General features: G+C 41.8%; 17 protein-coding genes. 11 read left to right on the top strand and 6 right to left on the bottom strand.

Translation table 11 applies throughout. The features are described 5' to 3' along the window. The first annotated feature begins 795 nt into the window (after positions 1 to 795). The 3 genes from V7L07_RS19385 to V7L07_RS19375 all read left to right on the top strand — a co-directional run bounded on the left by V7L07_RS19385 (position 796) and on the right by V7L07_RS19375 (position 4247). Complete coding sequence (locus tag V7L07_RS19385) at positions 796 to 1287, top strand: VOC family protein (protein ID WP_335060531.1); 492 nt, start codon at positions 796 to 798, stop codon at positions 1285 to 1287. 133 nt (positions 1288 to 1420) lie between these two features. After that, complete coding sequence (gene ylqF, locus V7L07_RS19380) at positions 1421 to 2302, top strand: ribosome biogenesis GTPase YlqF (RefSeq protein WP_335060530.1); 882 nt, start codon at positions 1421 to 1423, stop codon at positions 2300 to 2302. 292 nt (positions 2303 to 2594) lie between these two features. After that, positions 2595 to 4247, top strand: coding sequence for an adenylate/guanylate cyclase domain-containing protein (locus tag V7L07_RS19375; RefSeq protein ID WP_335060528.1), 1653 nt, complete (start codon positions 2595 to 2597; stop codon positions 4245 to 4247). A 226-nt stretch (positions 4248 to 4473) separates the two neighbouring features. Here V7L07_RS19375 and V7L07_RS19370 read toward each other — a convergent pair whose 3' ends face one another. Beyond that, complete coding sequence (locus V7L07_RS19370) at positions 4474 to 5097, bottom strand: Uma2 family endonuclease (RefSeq protein ID WP_335060526.1); 624 nt, start codon at positions 5095 to 5097, stop codon at positions 4474 to 4476. Positions 5098 to 5324: 227 nt separating this feature from the next. On the opposite strand from V7L07_RS19370, the gene V7L07_RS19365 reads away from it, so the two are divergent. Both V7L07_RS19365 and V7L07_RS19360 read left to right on the top strand, forming a co-directional pair. Next, complete coding sequence (locus V7L07_RS19365) at positions 5325 to 6692, top strand: NAD-dependent succinate-semialdehyde dehydrogenase (protein ID WP_335060542.1); 1368 nt, start codon at positions 5325 to 5327, stop codon at positions 6690 to 6692. A 161-nt stretch (positions 6693 to 6853) separates the two neighbouring features. Then, entirely contained in the window at positions 6854 to 8497 is a 1644-nt protein-coding gene (locus tag V7L07_RS19360; RefSeq protein WP_335060524.1) for an acetolactate synthase large subunit, read from the top strand. A gap of 249 nt (positions 8498 to 8746) precedes the next feature. On the opposite strand, the gene V7L07_RS19355 is transcribed toward V7L07_RS19360, so the two are convergent. Then, positions 8747 to 8983: a hypothetical protein gene (locus tag V7L07_RS19355; RefSeq protein ID WP_335060522.1), complete on the bottom strand. Its 237-nt coding sequence runs from the start codon at positions 8981 to 8983 to the stop codon at positions 8747 to 8749. A gap of 243 nt (positions 8984 to 9226) precedes the next feature. Between V7L07_RS19355 and V7L07_RS19350 the strand changes: the two genes are divergently transcribed. After that, positions 9227 to 10186: an AAA family ATPase gene (locus tag V7L07_RS19350; protein ID WP_335060540.1), complete on the top strand. Its 960-nt coding sequence runs from the start codon at positions 9227 to 9229 to the stop codon at positions 10184 to 10186. Positions 10187 to 10218: 32 nt separating this feature from the next. Here the strand turns inward: V7L07_RS19350 and V7L07_RS19345 are convergent, their stop codons facing one another. Then, positions 10219 to 10533, bottom strand: a complete 315-nt coding sequence (locus V7L07_RS19345; RefSeq protein ID WP_335060520.1) for a hypothetical protein — start codon at positions 10531 to 10533, stop codon at positions 10219 to 10221. Positions 10534 to 10897: 364 nt separating this feature from the next. Here V7L07_RS19345 and V7L07_RS19340 point away from each other — a divergent pair, with 364 nt between their 5' ends. Next, positions 10898 to 11980 (top strand): class I fructose-bisphosphate aldolase, encoded by a 1083-nt coding sequence (locus tag V7L07_RS19340; RefSeq protein WP_335060518.1) that lies wholly within the window; start codon positions 10898 to 10900, stop codon positions 11978 to 11980. An 86-nt stretch (positions 11981 to 12066) separates the two neighbouring features. Here V7L07_RS19340 and V7L07_RS19335 read toward each other — a convergent pair whose 3' ends face one another. Together V7L07_RS19335 and V7L07_RS19330 are read right to left on the bottom strand one after the other, a co-directional pair. After that, entirely contained in the window at positions 12067 to 13527 is a 1461-nt protein-coding gene (locus V7L07_RS19335; protein WP_335060516.1) for an inorganic phosphate transporter, read from the bottom strand. A 798-nt stretch (positions 13528 to 14325) separates the two neighbouring features. Beyond that, on the bottom strand, positions 14326 to 14994 hold the full coding sequence (locus V7L07_RS19330; RefSeq protein ID WP_335060514.1) for a ribonuclease T2 family protein: 669 nt from the start codon (positions 14992 to 14994) through the stop codon (positions 14326 to 14328). A 172-nt stretch (positions 14995 to 15166) separates the two neighbouring features. On the opposite strand from V7L07_RS19330, the gene V7L07_RS19325 reads away from it, so the two are divergent. Next, positions 15167 to 16333, top strand: coding sequence for a pyridoxal phosphate-dependent aminotransferase (locus tag V7L07_RS19325; RefSeq protein ID WP_335060512.1), 1167 nt, complete (start codon positions 15167 to 15169; stop codon positions 16331 to 16333). A 135-nt stretch (positions 16334 to 16468) separates the two neighbouring features. Here the strand turns inward: V7L07_RS19325 and V7L07_RS19320 are convergent, their stop codons facing one another. Beyond that, the gene (locus V7L07_RS19320) at positions 16469 to 16657 is read right to left on the bottom strand and encodes a hypothetical protein (protein WP_334706471.1); all 189 of its coding nucleotides are present in this window, start codon (positions 16655 to 16657) and stop codon (positions 16469 to 16471) included. A gap of 284 nt (positions 16658 to 16941) precedes the next feature. On the opposite strand from V7L07_RS19320, the gene V7L07_RS19315 reads away from it, so the two are divergent. Genes V7L07_RS19315 through V7L07_RS19305 form a run of 3 tightly spaced genes read left to right on the top strand, consistent with a single transcriptional unit; the run spans position 16942 to position 19113 of the window. Next, positions 16942 to 18129, top strand: a complete 1188-nt coding sequence (locus V7L07_RS19315; RefSeq protein WP_335060510.1) for a tetratricopeptide repeat protein — start codon at positions 16942 to 16944, stop codon at positions 18127 to 18129. Positions 18130 to 18179: 50 nt separating this feature from the next. Further along, a complete protein-coding gene (locus tag V7L07_RS19310; protein WP_335060508.1) occupies positions 18180 to 18626 on the top strand; it encodes a DUF3592 domain-containing protein in 447 nt (148 codons plus the stop codon). 22 nt (positions 18627 to 18648) lie between these two features. Then, positions 18649 to 19113, top strand: coding sequence for a GAF domain-containing protein (locus V7L07_RS19305; RefSeq protein WP_335060506.1), 465 nt, complete (start codon positions 18649 to 18651; stop codon positions 19111 to 19113). The last annotated feature ends 236 nt before the right edge of the window (positions 19114 to 19349 follow it).

The raw sequence follows: 19349 nt of genomic DNA, 5'->3' as shown, positions 1-19349 counted from the left end.
CTGCTTAGTGCTGTAGATTTTCATCTCTGAAGTCTGTTTCTTTTCAACTCAGCGTTGCTGAGTCTTTTCTTGTTGCCTAGTCTAAACTCCAGAAGCAAAGTCCACCTCCGTGGACTAATAATGCGAAATCAAGGGTTTTTTAACCTGCTTAGATGGGTTTTACTTACTCAGTCCTGAGTGCTGAGTAAGTAAAAAACTACTCAGAACTCAGCACGGGCTAAACGCCCCGCTACCGCTAACGGAACTCAGGACTCTTCATGTGTGTAGCGGTGATTTCTAATCGTCAAAATATATGAAAATAAATGTTTAAAATATCTTCTTGAATCTATGCAGTTGGTGACGAGTAATTATGAATTATTCGGTTAAATAATATGAAATACTAAATACAAATATTGCTAAGAGAACAGGAATTATTTTACTAAATTGTATTCGCTTTTTTTGAGCCATTTCTAAACAAGATATAGGAATCATCAGAGGCCAGAAGATAGTTGTTACCAGAAACATCACAAAGGATAAAAATTTATCTTCGGAAGTGGAAGTAGGATTACGTAGGGAAAATATTAACCAATTGCTTAAAAAATAGCATGACATTAACAAATAACTAATAGTTAAAGTCAGTTGTATCTGATTCACCGTAAGTACTCCTGAAGTTATATGAGCAATTGTGCCACACGTGGTTCCCTTGTTTTCAGCCTAAACTGCTTTGACTCTACTTTCTTAGTTTCTCACAATAATGCTTGGTTGATTTCCGCCGTGCTGTACTAGTAAGTTAAAAGTTCAAAGATACGGGCAAATATGGTTTTACAGTACACTAACGCATTTGTCACCATAGCATCGGTTAATTGGGAAAATTTAGTAAATTTCTATACTAAATTGTTGGAGCAAAAGCCAGTTCTTTTGACACCGAATGCTTATGCTGAGTTTAATTTGGTTGGTATGCGATTAGGTATTTTTCAACCAAAGAACACAAACGAATCTGAATTTGAAGCGATATCTAACGACAACCCTTTCGGGTTTGAGAGTGACACTCTCGGACTCGCTAATGCTGTGTTAACAACGGGAACCGCCAAAACTACGACCCCTGCACCACTTTATTTCTACACCAAAAGTAAGATAAGTTTGTGTTTAGAGGTGAGCAACTTAGAAAATGCGATCGCTCACCTAACATCTTTGGGCTATCCTCCACCAGGAGAAATTTCCATTGCTTCCCACGGCAAAGAAATTTATGCCTATGACCCTGATGGTAATCGCCTTATTTTACATCAAGCCAAAGAGAGTGATGAGTGATGAGTGCTGAGTTAGGAGTGATAAGTTAGGAGTAGAGACGCGATTAATCGCGTCTCTACAAGAGTTAGAAGGTATTATTCTCCCCAATCCCTCTTATTGGCGATAATAAGTAATTAATAGTTAATAATCAAAAATGGCCATAACTCAAAACTATAGATTAAACCTGATTCAATGGTATCCAGGTCACATTGCAAAAGCCGAAAGGAAGCTCAAAGAACAGCTGAAGCGCGTAGATGTAGTATTTGAGGTACGAGATGCCCGGATTCCCTTAGCGACTCACCATCCCCAAATAGGGGAATGGGTGGAAGGTAAAACACGGGTGCTGATACTTAACCGAGTAGATATGATTACGCCACAAATGCGATCGCTATGGATCGATTGGTTTAAACGTCAAGGAGAAATCCCTTATTTTACCAACGCTCAACATGGTAAAGGTATAGCAGAAGTAGCACGGGCAGCACAAGCCGCTGGGGTAGAACTCAATCAAAGAAGAAGCGATCGCGGGATGTTACCCCGTCCAGTGCGGGCTGTGGTGATTGGTTTTCCTAATGTCGGTAAATCAGCTTTAATTAACCGCCTGTTGGGAAAGCGAGTAGTAGAAAGTGCAGCCCGTCCTGGGGTAACTCGTCAACTACGCTGGGTGCGAATTTCCGAACATTTGGAATTGCTAGATGCTCCTGGTGTCATCCCTCTAAGATTAGAAGACCAAGACGCAGCATTAAAATTAGCTATTTGTGATGATATTGGTGAAGCATCTTACGATAACCAGCTAGTAGCAGCAGCCCTAGTGGATTTACTTAACTATTTGGAAGCTGTAGCCGCAGATTTATTACCAAAAAAACCATTAGAGTCTCGTTATCAACTCGATTCAACATCAGACACCGGAGATACCTATTTACACGCCTTAGCGGAGCATCGTTACAAAGGTGATATAGAGCGGGCTGCAAGGCAACTTTTAACAGATTTCCGCAAAGGGTTGTTGGGTGAAATTAGTTTAGAATTACCGCCCAATTAAATTACAATCATTTTCAGCCTGTTTTTGAGTAGTGTTCAAAAATCTGGACACTCGACTTTAGTAAAAACTGAGTGATAGTAGTAGGTCAGAACTGTTTGATGTACTACTTTTTCAGGTGATGTCACAGATGCGATCGCTCCATCACAAGAGCATTATTTAATGTAATATCTGTCACATGCAGTTGTCGGAATGCATTTAACAGTGTCATAAAGCAAAGGTGAAGGTTAACCTGTAGGGTATAACTTAACCTTAAAGTTGCTTGACCCCTAGCTTCGATGGATCTATCACACCCATGACTGAACTCACACTACGCCTACAAGAGGGAGATAACGAGACAACGATCGCAGTTGACCAAGATGTATTTACAATTGGTCGTTTGCCGGAATGTAACTTGTACTTACCTTTTGCTGGAGTATCCCGCAACCATGCTCGCCTGGTGAAAACAGCTGACGGGGTGTGGACTATTGAGGATATGGGCAGCAAAAACGGAACGCAAGTCAATAAATATCTTGTTAACTATCCCCAAGAGTTACATCACGGCGATATCATTTGGCTGGGCAATGTTAGCCTGGTAGTACTGCTCACCAGCCCTGTTTCTCAACCGACACCTGGGTATCCCGGAATTTCGGACATTAATGAGCAAAGAACAATTCTTCACAATGTCGAACAACTACAACAGCAATGGATTGCAGCTGATAGCAAGGATGGCAACATCAATAATAAAGACAAAACCATTGCCCGTCTCAAAGATTTAGTAGACATAGCGAAAAATCTCTGTGCAGCAGCCTCTATAGAAGAGATTTTTTCTCAAGTACAGCAAGTAGTTTTTCGTTACCTTGATAGTATCGATCGCTTGGCATTACTCATTGATGTCAATGGTTGCGGCCAATTGGAATTAGTGAATGCTGCTACTAGAAATATTTCTCAACAAAAACATCTCCCCGCTGATGGTAGTTGGATTAGTCGTAGTATCTGTCAAAAGGTATTTGAGGAAAAAGTCGTCATTCAAACTGGTGATACTCATCAGGATGAACGGTTTGCTAGCGAACAGAGTATTTTAGTCAAAGGCATTCGCAGCGCGATGGCTGTGCCTTTATGGGATGAAAATAAAGTTGTAGGCGTACTATATGCAGATGCCAACTTTTCTTCTTACCATTGGGCTAATGAAGGCGAAGAAGAATTGAGCTTTTTCTCAGCTTTAGCAAACCTTGTGGCTTCTAGTGTGCAACGTTGGCTATTAGTAGAGAAACTCAAAACTGAAGAGATGATTCGTCACCGACTAGAACGTTATCATTCTCCCGCAGTTGTACAGCAGTTAATCTCTGTAGGTGGATTACCAGGTGGTCGTTTAGCTCCCGCTGAGAGCGAAATCAGTATTTTGTTCGCGGATTTAGTTGGGTTTACGGCAATTTCTGAAAGGTTAACACCAACTGCGATCGCTCAACTATTAAATAATTTATTTGAAGAAATGCTAAAAGAAGTGTTTACTTGCGGCGGCACTTTAGATAAATACATTGGCGATTGCATTATGGCATTTTTTGGCGCTCCAGAACCGCAACTAGATCACGCCGATCGCGCTGTTACCGCTGCCAAGGGAATGCTTACTCGCCTCGAACATCTTAATGCCAATGGTTTTTGGCACGAACCTCTGCAATTACGCATTGCGATTAATAGCGGTAAGGCTGTTGTGGGAGATGTCGGTAGTTCCCAAAGGGTAGATTATACAGCATTAGGCGCGACGATTAATCTTGCCGCTCGGATGGAAGCAGTTTGTCCTCCTAGTGAATGCGTGATTAGTGAAGCTACCCATAAAATGCTTTCACAACCCTCAGACTTCCAAGAAATGGGAGATTATCGTTTCAAAGGGATTGAGCGACTAGTTAAGGTTTATCAGACAAATTTGCAGCAAGTGCCAACTATCATTGCTCCAATTATTAATCTTTAGGGATTGGGCTTTGAGGTCTAGATTCTGTAACCCATTTAGTGGTTTGTCCCATTAAATTTGAGGGTTAAGAGAACGAACCGCATTCGCGCAGCGTCTCGTTAGAGAAGGACGCAAAGAGCGCAAAGTTAAGAGGTAAAGAAGAGAAATTGAAATTTGATTCATCTATCAAAATGAATTTCACGGTTAAAGAGACGCGATAAATCGCCGTCTCTACAGGGAATTTATTTTAGCTGATCATACCAGCACTAAAAATTTGCTCTGCTGTCAAATCTAACTCTGGAAAAGTTGTCGACTGGATACGATCATTTCCTCGAAATTTACTAACGCGATACTCACCTTCTTCTAAACAGCAAATTAAAATAGTCGGTTGTTTGGGTTTGCCAATAAATTCCCTACCGCCCAATGCACTATAATCAACAATCCAGTATTCAGAAATTCCCATTTCTTCATAGTCAGCGTATTTTTTCAGATAATCATCACGCCAGTTTGTACTTACCACCTCAATTACTAAAGGGATTGATGCTGCTTGAGTAACAGTTGATGCTTTTTTCCACAGAGGTTCATTAACTAAATTAGTAAGATTTAGGAGCAGCAAATCTGGCGAGTAAGCTGATTCATTTTCAAGTGGTTTAACTAATACTGTTTTTGGTATACCATAGGTTAGACTGAGACGACTATATTCTAAAGTGATTTTTGTTGATAAAAATACAACAATCTCTTCATGGTCGCCTGTTGGTTGCGGTATTTCTACTACTACTCCGTCATATAATTCGTAACGTTGTCCCCTGTTATCTGGATATTTAGCAACGAACTCATCAAATGTAACTACTTTGCCTAAGACTTGAGTCATAGCTTGATTCCTCAATTGTGCAAATTATAGCAACTTTACTTGTATTGAATTCATCAATATTAATACTTATCGATTGGTATACTTTAATTCAATTAAAATTGCGAAATTGTAATATTCAGCAGCTAATTTTTGGCTAAAAGACTAGAATTTGGGTGGTAGCTTCCTCAGTTTATATGTATAACATTAGGAAGCCTACTTCAAGCTATTTTTTAACGGGAGGTCAGGTAATGGCGATCGCCACCATTAATCCCGCCACTGGGGAGACGCTCAAAACCTTTGAGGCGCTCAATGATACAGAAATTGTCGCTAAACTCGATTTAGCTAATCAGACTTTTGAACAGTATCGTCAGACTAGTTTTTTGACGCGATCGCAGTGGCTCGAAAAAGCTGCCGATATTTTAGAGCAAGACAAAGCAGAATTTGCGAAGTTAATGACTCTAGAAATGGGTAAACCATTTAAAGCTGCGATCGCGGAAGTTGAAAAATGCGCCCTCGTCTGTCGCTACTATGCCGAACACGCCCCTAGTTTTCTCGCTGATGTCAGTATAAAAACTGATGCCAGTCAGAGTTTTGTACGTTATCAACCAATGGGTGCGATTCTCGCGGTGATGCCGTGGAATTTCCCCTTTTGGCAAGTGTTCCGCTTTGCCGCACCAGCTCTGATGGCAGGGAATGTCGGCTTACTCAAACACGCTTCTAACGTACCGCAGTGTGCTTTAGCAATAGAAGATATTATCCGACGGGCAGGTTTTCCTGGAGGCGCGTTTCAAACTTTATTAATAGGCGCTGCCAAAGTTGCCGATTTAATTGCTGATGACCGCGTAAAAGCTGCTACCTTGACAGGAAGCGAACCAGCAGGTATATCCCTCGCCGTCGCCGCCGGCAAACAAATCAAAAAAACAGTTTTGGAATTGGGAGGAAGTGACCCGTTTATTGTGTTAGAAAGTGCTGACTTAGAGACAGCAGTTGTCACAGCAACTACAGCGCGGATGTTAAATAACGGGCAATCATGTATTGCAGCGAAACGTTTTATTGTCGCAGATGCGATCGCAGACAAATTTGAAAAATTGCTTTTAGAAAAATTTCAGGCGCTAAAAGTAGGCGATCCTATGCAACCAGATACCGATTTAGGCCCACTGGCAACACCTGGTATCCTCCAGGATTTAGATAAACAAGTGCAAGACGCCATCAGCAACGGTGGTAAAGTCCTCACTGGTGGACATCCTTTATCAGATCGTCCTGGAAACTTTTATCCGCCAACGATTATCATAGATATCCCGCCTGATACACCAATCGCCAAAGAAGAATTCTTTGGCCCGGTAGCCTTGTTATTCCGGGTTCCAGATATTGATGCCGCCATTAAACTCGCTAATGACACCCCCTTTGGCTTAGGTGCAAGTGCTTGGACAACCAACAACCAAGAGAGCGATCGCTTAGTTGAGGAAATCGAAGCCGGTGCCGTGTTTATCAACAGTATGGTCAAATCCGATCCTCGGTTGCCCTTTGGTGGCATCAAGCGTTCTGGATATGGCAGAGAATTGAGTATCCAAGGTATACATGAGTTTGTCAACGTGAAAACAGTCTGGGTTAAATGATAGGGATTGGGGACTGGGTATTAGGGATTGGGTATTGGGGACTGGGTATTGGGATTAGATATTAAGAATTAGCGATTAGGTATTAGGAAGGATTTTTCCAGTTCTCCAGTCCCTAGTCACCAGTCCCCAGTTCTCAATATTGTCAATAGTTAGGAAATAAAATGAATACAGCAGAATTATTGGTGCAGTGTCTAGAAAATGAAGGAGTGCAATATATTTTTGGACTTCCTGGTGAAGAAAACCTGCACGTTTTGGAAGCCTTAAAACATTCTTCGATTAAATTTATTACAACTCGTCATGAACAGGGTGCAGCATTCATGGCCGATGTCTATGGACGCTTAACCGGAAAAGCTGGAGTGTGTCTTTCTACTCTTGGCCCTGGGGCAACCAACTTAATGACTGGGGTAGCAGATGCTAACCTCGATGGTGCGCCCTTAGTGGCGATTACTGGTCAGGTGGGAACAGATAGAATGCATATTGAATCCCATCAATATTTAGATTTGGTGGCAATGTTTGCACCTGTTACCAAGTGGAATAAGCAGATTGTGCGACCGAGTATTACACCAGAAGTAGTACGGAAAGCATTTAAGCGATCGCAATCGGAAAAACCTGGTGCAGTTCACATCGATTTACCAGAAAATATTGCTGCCATGCCTGTAGAAGGCAAACCTTTACGTAAGGATAATAGCGAAAAAACTTATGCCTCTTTTGCTAGCATTCGGGCAGCCGCCGCCGCAATTTGCCAAGCTGTGAACCCATTAATCTTAGTCGGAAATGGGGCAATTCGCGCTCATGCAAGTGATGCCGTAACGCAATTTGCCACCTTGCTGAATATACCTGTTGCCAATACTTTCATGGGTAAAGGCGTGATTCCCTATACACATCAATTAGCATTGTGGTCAGTGGGATTACAGCAAAGAGATTTCATTACCTGTGCTTTTGATAACACAGATTTAGTAATTGCGATCGGCTATGATTTGATTGAGTTTTCCCCCAAGAAATGGAATCGTAATGGTGAAATTCCCATTGTGCATATTGGGGTAAGTCCAGCAGAAATTGATAGTAGTTATATTCCCAACGCCGAAGTCGTGGGAGATATTTCCGATTCCCTCTATGAAATCTTAAAATTAGCAGACAGACAAGGCAAACCCGATCCTTTTGCTATTAGCTTAAGATCAGAGATTCGGGCTGATTACGAACAGTATGCCCATGATGACGGATTCCCTATTAAGCCGCAAAAGTTAATTTATGACTTACGCCAAGTGATGGGCCCAGATGATATCGTCATCTCTGATGTTGGCGCACATAAAATGTGGATGGCTCGTCATTATCATTGCCATAGTCCCAATACTTGCATAATTTCCAACGGCTTCGCGGCTATGGGTATTGCCATTCCTGGTGCTTTAGCAGCAAAACTGGTTCATCCTAAACGCAAAGTAGTTGCTGTAACAGGCGATGGCGGCTTTATGATGAATTCTCAGGAATTAGAAACAGCCTTGCGTGTTGGTACGCCCTTTGTCACGATAATTTTCAATGATGGAGGCTATGGGTTAATTGAGTGGAAGCAAGAAAATCAATTTGGCAAAGGAAACTCATCTTTTGTGCATTTTAGCAATCCTGATTTTGTCAAATTTGCCGAAAGCATGGGTTTAAAAGGCTACCGAGTTGAATCCGCTTTAGATTTGATTCCCACACTCAAAGAAGCCCTCGCTCAAGATGTACCCGCCGTGATAGATTGTCCCGTAGACTATCGGGAGAATCACCGCTTTAGTCAAAAAGCCGGCGAGTTGACTTGTGCGGTGTAAAAAGTTAGGAGTTATGAGTTAGGAGTTATTTATTCCTAACTCCTTATTAATTTCTACTCCTTTAGTGTTTTGGTAAGGTACGTTACACTAAAGACTAACGCACCGCTTTACTTCATTTTCTAGATATATTTCTCCTCTTTCTTTGCGTCCTTTGCGCCTTTGCGGTTCGTAAAAAAAACCACAAAGCTCAGAGGTTCATTCACAATGAGTTAGAATTAATAACTTCTAACTCATTACCGATTTTTACTCCTAATTAATTGTCTTCTGGTCTAAATTTGTGCTTTCTTGTTTTTGGGCAATGTCCTCTACTGGTTTGCATTGCCTTTTGTCAATATCTGACTTAATGATGAGTCCCTTATTATTCAGCGCTATTTCAACTTGGTATTGACCATTTACCATATTAATCGCAGCGTAAGTTACTGTACCAAACATCATCACTCCGCAAAGCGATAAGGTAATTTGCAGAATTCCCAATTCTCGTTTCATTTTTAAAGCCCTTAATTCCTTACATTTCCATTACAACTTGGTGCTAGCTGAGAACGGAGTTGAGAAATAGTCATCCATTAGACGAGTTATTAGTTGATTATTAGTTAAGTTCAGGATGACTATAATTTCTAGAGTGCAAGAGGCGATCGCTAAATACCAAAGCTATTTAGCTAGTATAAAAACCTGATATACTCACAGCAGATTCTCCATGAAGAATGATGGCGCGATCGCCGTCGTCCACCTCTGCTACTATACGGTCAGCGACGTATGGGTAAAACTTCTCTCCTCAACAATATAGGAAAGTTACTACCTAGTAATATCATCCCCATGTTTATAGACCTGCAAGGCGCACCTTCATCAGCTAGTGACCATGCAGGTTTTCTCTACAATCTGGCTAGAGAGATGGAGAAGTCAGCGAAAAAGCAAGGTGTAACTCTACCGTCCCTAGCCCGCGAAGTTCTAAAATCTGACCCCTTCACTTATTTCTATGAATGGCTAGATAAAGTAGAACAGGCTCTAGAACAAAATACCGCTTTACTAGCGCTAGATGAATTCGAGGTGCTAGACAGTGCCATAGCCAAAGGTCGCTTTGATGAACAGGATGTTTTAGGAATGCTGCGTCACCTCATCCAACATCGTCCCCGCTTCAAGGTTTTACTAGCTGGCTCTCATACTATCGAAGAATATCAGCGCTGGGCTAGTTATCTTATTAATGTCCAAGTAGTGCATATCTCGTACCTCAAAGAAGCGGAAGCACGACAATTAATTGAACGTCCCGTCAAAGATTTTACCCTCCGCTATGAACCCAACGCCGTTGAAAGAGTGCTACAACTCACCCGTTGTCACCCATTTTTAGTACAACTACTCTGTGCAGAAATTATTGTCCTTAAAAACGAGCAAGACCCCTCTATTCGGCGATTAGCAACTTTAGCGGATGTGGAAGCCGCGATACCAGAAGCTTTGCAAAGTGGGGGCTTTTTCTTTGCTGACATTCAAAACAATCAAGTAGACGCCACTGGACAAGCTATTCTACATTTTATCGCCGCTCAAGGAGAAGGGGTTATAGTTAGCCGCCAAACTCTATTGCAACAATTTCCTGATGCTGACATTACTTTCAAATTGCTGTTGCAACGCGAGTTAATTGAGGAAGTTGACGACGGCTATCGCTTCCAAGTGGAGTTGATTCGCCGCTGGTTTATTTGAATCATGTCTGATAAGTTAACTTATGACAAATACTACTTGTGCTGGCGTAATTGCTCTACTATATATTCTTCCAGTTCTTGTTTTTCTCTGTTACTAGCATTTCGTTGATAAGTTCTTCCGGTTTCTTGAATAAATCTACGTTTCTCGCTGGGTGAAGATTTGAGTTTACCTCCAGTTCCTTGCAGCTTTTCCTGTAATTCTTCCCAAGTCTTTTCACCCACACTTTCACCTAGTTTGACCAGTGCCTTTGGGAGTAAAATTTTTGCCTCTCTTTGAAAATCTTCTTCTGTCTCAAGGGAAGCTAAATCTATACTGCTAAAGTCGATATCAATTTGAAACTTACTCATAGAATTACAGTTATTTTGTTCACAATTATTCCCACAATCGGGGGAAGATGGGTTTTCAATTTTCAGCTATAAGCCAAAGATAGTAGAATTGTACTGTTTGATATTGGTAACTGAACTTGAAAACCTCAATTCCGAAAGTTGATTGAATACTTCCGGTAGTATAGCCTTACTTAATCCTTCATCACAAGATTCCCGACTTATTAAAACAAGTAGGAAATCTCAGCCTTTTGGTTTTCATTTATAAAAGAAGATTGCTATATATTCAAAAAGAATACACATAATTAATGACCGTACAACCAGGTTAGCAGTATTAAAATGCTATCTTAAAGGCAAGGTCATTTGCTCAAACTTTGAGGATAATACTATGACTACAACGCTCAAAGAGGCTAATTCTATTGAGTCATTGCTAGGTAAAGAGGCTGAAGACCTGCTTACCCACAAAGCAAAAGTTTCTCGTGATTTAATACATTTGCCGGGGCCAGATTTTGTAGATCGAATCTGGCTCAACAGCGATCGCAATCCTCAAGTATTGCGTAATCTCCAGTTACTTTACTCTACTGGTCGTCTGGCAAACACAGGTTATCTCTCGATTTTACCAGTAGACCAAGGTATTGAACACTCGGCAGGCGCGTCTTTTGCGCCCAATCCGATTTACTTTGACCCAGAAAATATTGTCAAGCTAGCGATCGCAGCAGATTGCAATGCTGTTGCTACCACTTTGGGAACACTAGGTATAGTTTCGCGCAAATATGCCCACAAAATTCCCTTTATCACCAAAATCAATCACAACGAATTGCTGACTTTCCCCAATCAATTTGACCAGGTGTTGTTTGCTGATGTGGAACAAGCTTGGAATTTAGGGGCGGCTGCCGTAGGTGCGACAATTTACTTTGGTTCAGAGCAGTCTACCAGGCAAATTCACGAAATCAGCCAAGCTTTTAAACGCGCCCATGAACTCGGTTTGGTGACTATTCTCTGGTGTTATCTGCGTAATAATGCCTTTAAACAAGATAAAGATTACGACCTTGCGGCTGACCTCACCGGACAGGCGAATCATTTGGGTGTAACGATTGAAGCCGACATTATCAAACAAAAGTTACCCGAAAATAACAATGGTTACGGTGCAGTTGCCAAAGCTACTGGTAAGAGTTATGGCAGAACCGATGAGCGAGTTTACACAGAATTGACAACCGATCATCCAATTGATTTAACTCGTTACCAAGTACTGAATTGCTACTCTGGGCGTGTGGGGTTGATTAATTCTGGTGGCGCGACTGGTAAAAATGACTTTGCCGAAGCAGTTCGGACTGCTGTAATCAACAAACGCGCTGGTGGTTCAGGATTAATTTCTGGGCGAAAGACCTTCCAACGTCCTTTTGAAGAAGGTGTAAAACTGTTTCATACCATTCAGGATGTTTATTTATCGCCAGATGTGACGATAGCTTAGGGAGTGGGCAGTAGTCAAAAGGTAAAAGGCAAAAGATTCTTTTTACTTTTGCCTTTTTACTTTTTACTTTTCAATGCCCCATTATCCTACTTCAAACCCAGAATATTCAAGACTATATACAAGCCCCCCGCGTATGTAGCAGAACCAAGTAGTACGCAAACTGGCAGTGTCAGCACCCAGGCTAGCAGCAGATTTCTCAGGGTGTCCATTTGCAAACCAGAATGATTTGCCGCCATTGTACCTGCTATACCAGATGACAGCACGTGAGTGGTGCTGACTGGTAGACCGAAGTAATCCGCAGCACCAATGGTTGTCATAGCTACTAACTCGGCGGAAGCTCCTTGAGCGTAGGTCAGGTGGTCTTTGCCAATCTTTTCACCCACTGTCACTACGATGCGCTTCCAACCAATCATTGTGCCAAGACCCAGGGCAATAGCAACGGCAAATTTTACCCAATTGGGAATGAATTTAGTTACTTTATCCAACTGGCTCTTATAGCTAGAAAGTACTGCTTCTTGTTTGGGATCGGTTAATTTTTTCTGCTTGTCCAACTTTCCAATTGTTCCAGCTACTAGATACATATCGGTTCGTAATGAGCCAAGTTCATCTTTTGAAAGCTGCTTGAAACTCGTCTTACCAGTAAGCTTATCTCCAATTACACGACTCTCGGCAGCAAGAGCGGCGAATGTTTTGTCGTTGGCTTCGGCGGTTGGTTTGAGGAAGTTGGAAAGCTCATCTTTAATGTTTTGGTTATTTAATGATGTTCCAGGTGCTTGTTGTTGCAGCACTTGAATCACAGAGTTGGATGTTGCGGACAACTGAGCGATCGCAGCTGTATCAGTATCCATATTCAGTGCAAACATACCTGGTATGATACCCACCAAGATTAGCATGATCAAACCCATACCTTTTTGACCATCATTTGAACCGTGGGCGAAGCTCACACCAGTACACGTCAAGATTAACAAAGCACGTATCCAAGGTGGCGGTGGTTTACTCCCATCTGGCGCACGGTACAACTCTGGTCGGTTGATAAGTCTCTTCGCCAGAAGTAACAGCAGTGCAGCACAGGTGAATCCAACAATTGGCGAAACCAGTAGAGATGTGAAAACTTCCTGCGCCTTTGACCAATTCACGCCCTCGCCAAAGACATGACCCGAAGTTAACATTGAATTTGCTAAACCAACACCCATGATCGAGCCAATCAGGGTATGTGAACTGGATGCAGGTAAGCCCAAGTACCAAGTTCCCAAGTTCCACATGATCGCCGAAATCAAAAGTGCAAAGACCATTGCAAACCCTGCACTTGAGCCAACATTAAGTACCAACTCAACGGGAAGCAGGGCAATAATGCCAAAAGCAACGGCTCCAGTTGATGTCAGCACACCAATTAGGTTCCAACAGCCTGACCAAACAACGGCGATATTTGGCTTCAGGGTGTGAGTGTAAATGACCGTAGCAACTGCATTTGCAGTATCATGAAAACCGTTGACAAACTCGAAGGCGAGTGCAAGACCCAGCGCCAAAGCGAGAAATAAGTATTCCATTTAGCACTCCTAGTAAAAGACAAGAATGCAGCCTGACAAAAATAATTTATGTTGAAAAAACTATTAAAACTGGGAAAAAAACTGGAATTATTGCAATTCAGTGAGCTATACAAAAATTTATGGTTATAAATACAACCTTTTCCTGAACAGATTCTCTGATTGCATTTGCTATCTCGAAATAAGAATGGGTTCTAATTACAATTGAAGATTAGAATAGACAGGTTAAGAAATAAATAAGAAATAGTAAATAATAAATTAAGGAGCTTCAAATCACAGTTGTAGGCAGTGGGGAGATGAGGAGATAGGGGAGCAGAAGGGTTCATTGGTGTCAACTTAACGCGAAACCGCTTGTCAGCCGGGAATTGAAATTCCCGTATAATAGCTAAAGTCATCTGAAGATGACTAAAATATCGCCAAAAGTCTCCAGTCTACTTCAGTAGACTTAAGCTAACGTGAGTTTGATGAACCTCTCCCTCCCAACCTCCCTCTCCGAAACGGAAAGGGAGGAGCAACGAAAAATTAAGCTTTTTGCTCCCCTCTCCGTGTCGGAGAGGGGCTGGGGGAGAGGTCAAATAAGACTTGTCGAACTCACGTTAAGCTAAAAGCCAAAGAAATTTATTTTTGAAGTAATAAGTCATAAATAATGAGTAATGGGTATTACTTATTACTTATTACTCATTTATTTATTTCCGGGCGGGCATGGAAGCCAACAGATAAGCTATTTCCAGCTTAACTTGACATCAATGAGAAGGGTCGTCCCCCGCACTCTGCCCCATGCCCAATGACCAATGCCCATTTTTATCTAACGTTTCTCACTAAAAAATCTGGCTGACCACAACTTGTTTTTGATCGCTTCAAAATCTCGGCGCTACAAATACCAGGTTCGCCGTTTTTGGAGTAACAAAAGAAGACTTCTTGTAAAAATCTTCCTGAACCAGAACAAAAAGGTGCTACACCATCAGCGGTAATTTTATTATTAGCACTCACAAATGAATTTTTAAAATTTGTAATTGTGGTACGCACGGGTTTATTAGGGCGATTATAAGCTGCGGGAATAGCGATCGCATCTTTTAATTTTTTACTCAATCCCAAATATTCCGCAGGAGTTTTCCCAGAACAGGTACCATGTTTTTCCCATTCATGATCGTAAAGTTTATTACTAGGATACAAATTGGGAAACTGCCGCTTTACTTCCGTCGGTAATTTTTGTGTAGAACAATTAGCTGGATAGCCAGTTTGGTATTGCGGCCACAAACCATGTAGTACAAAACCAAGTTTCCTTCCAGAACCACACTGCTGCGGGTCACGGCTACCATTTGTCGCACAATAATCTGGCGACCAAGAAAGTGTCAGTACATAAAAGTCAAATTTCCCCGGAGTACCGCGATTTTGAGCAATGGCAGCATTCGGTATAAAAAGACTAGTAATTAACAGACAAGATGCAATGAAAAGTTTCTTAACCTGCATATAAACACTGATTTTATTCTAAAACTAAGTTTATACAAGATACATAGTTAAGAGTCAAGAATTCTTTCCCACTCTCCGATCCCCAGTCCCCAACAAATTCAGAAAAAGCAAATCTTGGTATGGATTCTGGGATATCCTTAGATAAGTGAAAGATTTGCCAAAAATAGTAAGAATGAAGCTGGCAGCAAGAGTAAGTCAGGTAACACCTTCATTAACCTTAGCGATCGCAGCCAAGGCTAAGGCACTGAAGGCAGAGGGAATAGATGTTTGTAGTTTTAGCGCTGGAGAACCAGATTTTGATACCCCAGCGCATATTAAAGCCGCAGCAGTCAAAGCTTTGGAAGAAGGCAAAACCAAATATGGTGCAGCAGCCGGAGAACCAAAGTTAAGGGAAGCGATCGCCCATAAGCTTAAAATTGATAACGGTCTTGATTACAAGTCAGAGAATGTCATCGTCACCAATGGCGGTAAGCATTCTCTGTACAACTTGATTGTGGCGCTAATCGATCCAGGTGATGAGGTAATTATCCCCGCACCCTACTGGCTAAGTTATCCCGAAATGGTGACTTTGGTCGGCGGGGTTTCAGTAATTGTGCCCACAGATGCCACGACGGGTTATAAAATTACTCCCGAACAACTCCGTAAAGCAATCACGCCGAAAACAAAGCTATTTATCCTCAACTCCCCATCTAATCCTACAGGGATGGTTTACACGCCAGATGAAATCAAAGCACTGGCGCAGGTAATAGTTGATGCAGATATCTTTGTTGTCTCTGATGAGATTTACGAAAAGATTCTCTACGACGGTGCAGAACATATCAGCATCGGTTCTCTTGGGAAGGAAATTTTTGACCGCACTTTGATTAGTAATGGCTTTGCGAAAGCTTATTCTATGACTGGGTGGCGTCTCGGTTATTTAGCAGGCCCAGTGGAAATCATTAAAGCAGCGAGTACCATTCAAGGGCATAGTACATCTAACGTGTGTACCTTTGCCCAATATGGTGCGATCGCAGCGCTAGAAAGTTCTCAAGATTGTGTCGAAGAAATGCGCCAAGCCTTCGCCAAACGCCGCCAGGTAATGCTAGACAGACTCAACGCCATTCCCGGTTTGAGTACCGCAAAACCAGACGGCGCGTTTTATCTGTTCCCAGATATCAGCAAAACCGGTCTAAAATCCCTAGAATTTTGTGACGCTTTGTTGGAAGAACATCAAGTTGCAGTCATTCCCGGAATTGCCTTTGGCGCTGATGACAACATTCGCCTTTCCTACGCCACAGATTTGGCGACGATTGAAAAGGGCATAGATAGGTTAGAGAAATTTGTCAAATCGCGTATTTAGTTAGTTTTTATTTGTGAGGAGAATTTAGCAACTCTCCAACTTTTTCACTCCACGTTTTCGATTTAGCAATAACAATGCCCTCTTAACATGAGGGCATTTTTGTAGTTATTAGACTAATAGCTCAAGAACTTTAGATTACTTCTCTTTATTCCTGTCTAGCTTCTCCTGAATTGCCTCTCTACAAAATTCAGGAGGATCATCTTGTTGCTGTATCTCTTCCTTCATAGTTTTTGTGACACGGAGGTTAACTTGTTCGGTTAATGGTTCATCACCTTTTCTTTTTCCTGGTTCTAAATTTTCTGGTGTTCCTCTGGGATTAGGCATTTATGTAGAAACGTAAATATAGATTGAATCGATTGATAGCAATCGATTACAGTGTTTAATCGGTGGTGGTTCCGTCTGACAAACAAGTTCACCACCGATACCACTTTTACAAATGGATAATTCTATTTTATCCAAAGACAACTCACGAGATTCGAGATAATATAAGATTGCTTCTCTGCATGAGTAAACATCTACGCAGATTCACAGAAAGCAGCTAACCTATTTCAAAAACAAGGGAATATCCCCCTCACCTCCCTCATCCCCCCACTCCCAATTTTTAAATTATGAGTTTGAGTCTGTGCATGATTGTGAAAAATGAAGCAGCAACACTGCCTAAATGCCTGAACAGTGTCATAAAAGTAGTGGATGAAATGGTAGTGTTGGATACAGGCTCAATCGATCGCACTCCCTATATTGCTCAACAACTCGGCGCAAAAGTGCATCATTTTAAATGGTCTAATGACTTCAGTGCTGCCCGCAATGCCGCTCTAAAATATGTCAGTGGTGATTGGATTTTAGTATTAGATGCTGATGAAACTCTAACATCAGAAATTGTACCGCAGTTACAAGAGGCGATCGCTAGCGATGAGTATCTGCTAATCAACCTCGTCCGCCAAGAAGTTGGTGCAGAACAATCCCCCTATTCTCTGGTTTCTAGACTATTCCGCAATCATCCAGATATTCGTTTTGACCGTCCTTACCATGCATTAGTGGATGATAGTGTGTCAGCAATTTTAACCAAAGAACCCCATTGGCAAGTAGGTTATTTACCAGGCGTGGCACTTTTACACACAGGATATCAAAAAAATGCGATCGCCCAAAATAACAAATATGCCAAAGCCGCTACGGCTATGGAAGGGTTTCTTGCGACTCATCCTGATGATCCCTATGTTTGCAGTAAATTAGGGGCATTGTATGTGGAAACTGGGAAAATTACCCAAGGTATGGATTTACTTCGGCGGGGAATCACTGTTGCTGAAGAAAACTACGATATTTTATATGAACTCCACTATCATTTGGGCATTGCCTACAGCCGATTACAAAAATTTCCACAAGCTATTTCTCACTATCAAGCTGCCATCAAATTGCCAATTTACCCCATGCTCAAATTAGGAGCATACAACAACTTGGGTAACTTACTCAAAGCAGCAGGAGATTTTAACGGTGCGAAAACTGCTTACGCCACAGCTTTGAAAATTGACCCGACTTTTGTTTTTGGGCATTATAATCTGGCGATGACATTTAAAGCTTTGGGTTTATTTATAGATGCGATCGCCTATTATCAAAATGCAATCGCGTTAAATCCCAACTATGCCGAAGCCTACCAAAATTTAGGAGTAGTATTACTGAAAGTTGGCAATCATCAAGATAGTTTAACAGCTTTTAGAAAAGCGATCGCTCTTCATGAAAGGTCTAATCCTGAAGAAGCTAAGAGGTTACGCCAGGGGTTACAGGAGATGGGATTGATGTAGATATGAATCAGCATTGGAGATAATTACTATACTCAAATTTTTAATATTTTATGAGTCAAGATACAAAGTTCTTTCGTATATTTGGTTCAATATTTGGTGGTGTTGGCAGCATACTTACCATCACAGGCATAATTATTGGACTAAATACTCGTTCCTTTGTTACCTCGGCAATACTAGCACAAGGGACAGTAATTGATTTGGTGAAAAGTTCATCAACTGATAAGAAGGGTCGTACTTCTTATGTCTACTATCCAGTGGTGAAATTTACCGCTCGTTCTGGTGAATCAACGATTTTTAAAGCAAGAACAGCCACCAACCCGCCAGAATATACTAAAGGTCAACAGGTAGAAATATTATACAGTCCTCAAAAGCCAGATTCGGCCATAATCAACTCTTGGCTAAGTTTATGGTTTTTACCCGCTATGTTGACCGGCTTAGGATCAATTTTTGCCTTGGTTGGAGGAATTGTACTAGTCAAATCGTTTCCGCGTTTTTAATCAAACTTAATTTATTACCACTATGACTTCAGATACCAAAGCAATTTTTGATGCCCTGGCAGACCCAGCCATCGACTGGAATCGTCTGTTGACCGAAATCCTGGCTGCTTTCGACTGTTCTACAGGTACTATCCATACCCTAGATCAAGATAGCCAATTATTGCACCTAAAGGCTTACCAGGGTATTCCAGAATTCCTGTTGCCTAAAATGACAGTAATTCCCATTGGCAAAGGGATGGCTGGTGTCGCTGCTGAACGTAAGCGACCTGTGCAGATTTGCAACTTGCAAACCGATGAATCGGGTGTGGCCAGACCCTCGGCAAAGGAAACCAAAGTAGAAGGTTCTATCACAGTGCCGCTAATGCTGAATGGCCAATTGCATGGTACTTTGGGCATTGCCAAGCCAATTCCCTACGAATTTACTCCAGAAGAGGAAGAGATACTGATGGAGATTGGAGATGCCATTAGCCGAAAAATCGTCAGTTAACAGGAATAGCTCAAGGGAGCATCTCACCTTTGCAAATATACCAGGCGATTAGAAATTGCGGCTACACAAACGTTCGCGTAGCGTCTCGCAGAGAAGTCCGCCTACGCAAACTCAAAGAATTTGAAACCCACGGAGGTGGGTTTTGTTTGTATAGCCGCGAATTCCATTCGCCAGGGCAGGCATGTTTTTACAAAAGTGACATGCTCCCTAGTTAAACTGTGTCCTGTGTGAAAGAA

The sequence above is a fragment of the Nostoc sp. genome, from assembly GCF_036916985.1.
Taxonomy (GTDB): domain Bacteria; phylum Cyanobacteriota; class Cyanobacteriia; order Cyanobacteriales; family Nostocaceae; genus Nostoc.
This window is presented reverse-complemented; position numbering and strand designations above follow the sequence as displayed.